The sequence below is a fragment of the Nonomuraea sp. NPDC049709 genome, assembly GCF_040674815.1.
Taxonomy (GTDB): Bacteria; Actinomycetota; Actinomycetes; order Streptosporangiales; family Streptosporangiaceae; genus Nonomuraea.
The window spans coordinates 1-4,372 of record NZ_JBFANM010000186.1 but is presented as its reverse complement, the minus strand read 5'-3'; the positions used below and the strand labels follow the sequence as shown (position 1 = coordinate 4,372).

Genomic DNA, 4,372 nt, shown 5'->3' with positions numbered 1-4,372 from the left:
GCCGGCCGAGTGGTCGGCGCCGGGACCGGTGCCGGATCGGGCTCGGGCCCGGGAACGAGCTCGGGGTGGCGGGTCAGATACCCGGAGGGGAACCAGGTCACGTCGTACGCGCCGCAGTCGGGGCAACCGGTGCCCGACCAGGGCGGCGGCACGGGAACTCCCGAGCTGAGCCAGATGTCGACCCCGTTGCCGTACGCGTCGGAGAGATGTCTGACGACGAATTCCTCTTCCCACACGTGCAGGCAGCGAAGGCATTCGTAGGGCCACATCTCGCGGGTGTCGAACCCGTCGGTCATCAGGACCACCCCCGGCTGTTCGATCGCCGTTGCGTCCCGAGTGTCCGCCTGGCTCCGATCTCCCTGCAAGACGGGCTTTCCGCCACCGACCGCTACGAATTCCTTACCCAGTGTCAGGGTTTGGAGTCAGTAAAGCGGCCTTCGCACCGGGCTGAGCAGCGGCGTCGCGTCGGGGACGCTCGGCTCGACCGGTGGGATCAGCTCCGGATGGCGTGACAGGTAGCCGTCCGGGAACGTGGTGGCCTGCTGACAGCCGCACCGCGGGCAGATGGCGCCCGGCGAGGGCGGCGGGACGGGCAGCCCGGCGCGCAGCCAGATCTCACCCGCGTTGCCGTGGTCGTCTTCGATCCGTCTGACGACGTAGTCTTCCTCCCATACGTGCCAGCAGCGCCGGCACTCGAAGGGCACTTTCCTGTGTTCCTCCTCCATGAGGTCACCCCCTTGGTTCCGAGTCTCCGCCTCCTTCCCGAATTCCCGCAACCGGGCTCACCGAACGGTGAACACAAAGGTGAAAGCGCCCGCGACCACGCTCAACGTGCCAAGCCAGGCGAAAAACGCGTCGAGTCCGGCGTCCAGGGGCCGGCCGGCGTGCAGCGCCGCCTGCACCCGCCGGAACCGCAGCCTCGTCCTGATCAGCAGCACGCCGCCGCAGAGCGCGGCCATCGCGAAACCGGCGATCGCGATGGCGGGCAGGCCGCTCCTGGCGGCCACCCCGGCCGCGCCGAGCCCGCCGGTGGACAGCGCCACGGCCGTGCGCACCCAGGCCAGCCGGGTGCGCTCGCTCTGCAGGCCCCGGTCCCAGATCTCCTCTTCCCCCGTCATCCGTCAGGCGCCCGTCAGGCCGACAGGATGATGAGCACGAGGGCGACCACGGCCACGGCGGCGACGCCGTACCCGAAGACGGCCGCGAGGGCGGGCGGCGGCAGCGGCGCCTGCTGACGCAGCGCCCGCTGGATGTTGCGCCAGCGGGGGTAGGCCATGCCCGCCGCCAGCGCGGAGAGGGTGACCAGGACGACGGCCAGCGTCGTACGGATCCACGGCACGAACACGTCCGCGGGCACGGCCGCCATGGCGACCCCACCCGCGCTGAGCGCCAGCGCCGTGCTCAGCCACGTGAGGAAGGTGCGTTCGTTGGCCAAGGTGAAACGCGGGTCGGGTTCCATGGGAAAAACGGTAATTCGTCCCTATTTCCCCTAGAGAAGCCGGGATTCTCCCTGGCTACTCAGCTGCAGGCCTGCGCGATCTTCTCCACGTAGGCGGCTCCGTCGGCGGTGACCTTCTGTGCCGCGTCCACGGCGTCGTTGACGTCGTTGACGGTGATGCCGGTCAGCGTGGCGGCCAGATCGTCGGAGGCCTCCTTGATCGTGGTGTTGGCGGCCTTGTCGGCCACACCGTTGAGCTTCGCGGCGGCGTCGTCCAGGGCCTTGTCCATGGCCTGTGGGTCGTTGGTCAGCTGGCTGATCTGCGCGCCCAGATCGGCGATGATCTTCGGCGCCTCCAGGCAGGCCTGAGCCTTGTCGATGGTGCTGTTGACCTCGCTGCAACCGGCGACGAGGACACACGAGGCGAACAGGGCCAGGGGCACGAACCGGCTCTTGAAGTGAGGCATATCTCGACCCTACCCAAGGGCACGGCCACGTGCCGTGATCACGCGGCTCGCGGGAGCGATCGCAGCCAGCCGGTCAGCAGGTCGTTGACCTCGTCCGGGCGTTCCTGCTGCACCCAGTGACCGCAGCCGTCCAGGATGTGAGAGCCGGCCAGGCCGGGCATGGTCTGCGGGAACGCCTCGATGGCGCCGGCCATCCAGGTCGTGCTGGCGTCGAGCGCGCCGCCGACGAACAGCGCCGGCTGCGTGATCGGCGCGCCGTCCCAGGCGGCCAGGTCCGCCCAGTCCTGGTCGACGTTGCGGTAGCGGTTGAGCGCCCCCGTCAGGCCGGTCCGCTCGAACTCGCCCGCGTAGACGTCCAGATCTGCCTCGGTGAGCCAGGAGGGCAGGACGCCCTTGGGGAAACGGTCGCGCAGCCGGCCGCCCTCGGGCACGAAGTAGGCGCCCTCCCCCTCCGCGGACAGGGCGGCGTAGAAGCCGGCCAGCCAGCCGCGCACGTCGGGCTCGATCTCCGCCTCGGCCCGGCCGGGCTCCTGGAAGTAGCTGACGTAGAACTCCTCGTCCCCGCCGACCGCGGCGAAGCCGTCGGTGGGGCGGTGGGGGCCGCGCGGCGCGTACGGGACGCTCAGCAGGCCGGCCGCCCGGAAGAGGTCGGGCCTGAGCAGGGCGGAGTGGGCCGCGATCGACGAGCCCCAGTCGTGGCCGACGATCACCGCCGAGCGCTCGCCGAGGGCCCGAACGACGGCCGCGTTGTCGGCGACGTGCGCCAGCATCCGGTAGTCCGCCGTGCGGGCGGGCTTGGACGAGCGGCCGTAGCCGCGTACGTCGATGGCCGCCGCCCGGAACCCGGCCGCGGCGATCGCCGGGAGCTGGTGACGCCACGAATACCACGACTCGGGAAAGCCGTGCACCAGCAGCACCAGCGGGCCGCTGCCCTGCTCCGCCACGTGGATCCGGCCCCCGGGCACCTCGACCAGCCGATGCGTGACACCTTCCGCCATGCCGGCCCTCCCCTTCTCTCGCTCTCCGGGAACTATGCGCCCCAGGTGGGCCGTGACGCGAACCACGTTGCCGTTCCGGCAAAGGCCGGCGTCATTCCAAAGGAATCCTTGACATCCTCGGCTAGTTCGCCCGAAGATTCCAAGCATGTCCTTGGAATCCACGCCCGGGCGGCCCCGGCGGGTGCTCGACGACCCGGCGGCGATGCGGGCGTTCGCCCATCCGGTCCGGCTGGCGCTGCACGAGCTGCTGCTGCGCGCGGGCGCGGCGACCGCCGCCGACGCCGCCCGCGAGGTCGGCATCAGCCAGGCTCTGGCCTCCTACCACCTGCGGCAGCTCGCCAAATACGGCTTCGTCGAACAGGCCGAGGCGCGGGACGAGCGGGAGCGGCCGTGGAAGGTGACCGAGGCCGTCCAGGATTGGGCCGACGGCGACACCACGGCCGCCCGGGGGCTGCTGGAGCAGGTCCTCGCCGAGCGAGCGCTGTCGCGGCTGGTCGAGTGGCAGCAGCAGCGCGCCGACGAGACCGGGGCGTGGCGGGCGGTCGGCGGGGTGGGGAACACCTACCTGTACGCGACGCCGGAGGAGATCGGGGCGATCAGCGCCGGCCTGGCGGGACTGCTGGAGCCGCTGATGGCCCGCGTCGCCGATCCGGCCTCCCGGCCCGAGGGGTCGCGCCCGGTCCTGCTGACCCAGATGCTGGTCCCCCTCCCCCCGACCGGCTCCGGTGACTGAGGTCCGGAGGTCTCCCTCACCCGGTCCGGCGGCCGAGGTGCGGAGGTCTTTCTCGCGGGGTCCTGCGGCCGAGGTGCGGAGGTCTTTCTCGCCGGTTCGGGGTGGTTCCGGTGGGTGAGGCGGGGGCCGGGATCCGGGGGTTGCTGGGCGGGAGCCGGGACTTCCGGCGGCTGCTGGCGGCGGGTCTGGTCTCCCAGACCGGCGACTGGGCGATCGGCACCGGCCTGGCCTTCCACGTCTACCAGCTGACCGGCTCCACGCTGTCCACCGCGATCATGCTACTGGTCTCGCGGCTGCCGGACGTCGTGCTGGGCCCGCTGGCGGGGGTGCTGGCCGACCGCTGGGACCGCCGCCGCCTGCTGGTGACCACGGACCTGCTCCTCGCCGCCGGGTTGCTGCCGCTGCTGGCGGTACGCGAGCCGGCCCAGGTGTGGATCGTCTACGCCGTCGCGCTGTGGACGGGCGTGCTCAGCACGCTGCTCGCCCCCGCCCAGAAGGCGCTCCTCCCCCAGCTCGTGGCCGAGTCGCAGCTCGTCCGGGCCAACGCCCTGCACGGGCAGAGCGGCCAGGCCGCCCGCCTGCTGGGGGCGATGGCCGGCGGGGTCGCGGTCGGCGCGGGCGGGCTGGCGGCCGTCGTGTGGATCGACGTGGCCTGCTTCCTGCTCTCGGCCCTGCTGCTGGCCGGCCTGCGGGCGCCGGGCCGGGCCGCCCCGACGTCGCGCCGGGCCGGCGGGCC

Annotated in this window: 8 protein-coding genes; 2 read left to right on the top strand and 6 right to left on the bottom strand. The window is 72.3% G+C overall.

Annotated features, from left to right (window positions below; translation table 11 throughout):
• The 6 genes from AB0J69_RS61475 to AB0J69_RS61450 form a co-directional block, all read right to left on the bottom strand.
• The coding region (locus tag AB0J69_RS61475; RefSeq protein ID WP_364138609.1) for a hypothetical protein at positions 1 to 296 on the bottom strand (296 nt) is incomplete at its 3' end.
• Between the two features lie 126 nt (positions 297 to 422).
• Positions 423 to 725, bottom strand: a complete 303-nt coding sequence (locus tag AB0J69_RS61470) for a hypothetical protein (protein ID WP_364138607.1) — start codon at positions 723 to 725, stop codon at positions 423 to 425.
• 57 nt (positions 726 to 782) lie between these two features.
• Positions 783 to 1,118: a DUF202 domain-containing protein gene (locus tag AB0J69_RS61465; protein WP_364138604.1), complete on the bottom strand. Its 336-nt coding sequence runs from the start codon at positions 1,116 to 1,118 to the stop codon at positions 783 to 785.
• A 14-nt stretch (positions 1,119 to 1,132) separates the two neighbouring features.
• Positions 1,133 to 1,459 carry a DUF202 domain-containing protein gene (locus AB0J69_RS61460; protein WP_364138601.1) on the bottom strand — a complete coding sequence of 109 codons (327 nt, stop codon included), beginning with the start codon at positions 1,457 to 1,459 and terminating at the stop codon, positions 1,133 to 1,135.
• Between the two features lie 59 nt (positions 1,460 to 1,518).
• Positions 1,519 to 1,905, bottom strand: coding sequence for a hypothetical protein (locus AB0J69_RS61455; protein WP_364138598.1), 387 nt, complete (start codon positions 1,903 to 1,905; stop codon positions 1,519 to 1,521).
• A gap of 38 nt (positions 1,906 to 1,943) precedes the next feature.
• On the bottom strand, positions 1,944 to 2,903 hold the full coding sequence (locus AB0J69_RS61450; protein ID WP_364138595.1) for an alpha/beta hydrolase: 960 nt from the start codon (positions 2,901 to 2,903) through the stop codon (positions 1,944 to 1,946).
• Positions 2,904 to 3,048: 145 nt separating this feature from the next.
• On the opposite strand from AB0J69_RS61450, the gene AB0J69_RS61445 reads away from it, so the two are divergent.
• Both AB0J69_RS61445 and AB0J69_RS61440 read left to right on the top strand, forming a co-directional pair.
• Complete coding sequence (locus tag AB0J69_RS61445; protein ID WP_364138592.1) at positions 3,049 to 3,636, top strand: helix-turn-helix domain-containing protein; 588 nt, start codon at positions 3,049 to 3,051, stop codon at positions 3,634 to 3,636.
• Positions 3,637 to 3,746: 110 nt separating this feature from the next.
• Positions 3,747 to 4,372, top strand: a 626-nt coding sequence (locus AB0J69_RS61440; protein WP_364138590.1) for an MFS transporter, incomplete at its 3' end; no start/stop codon positions are given.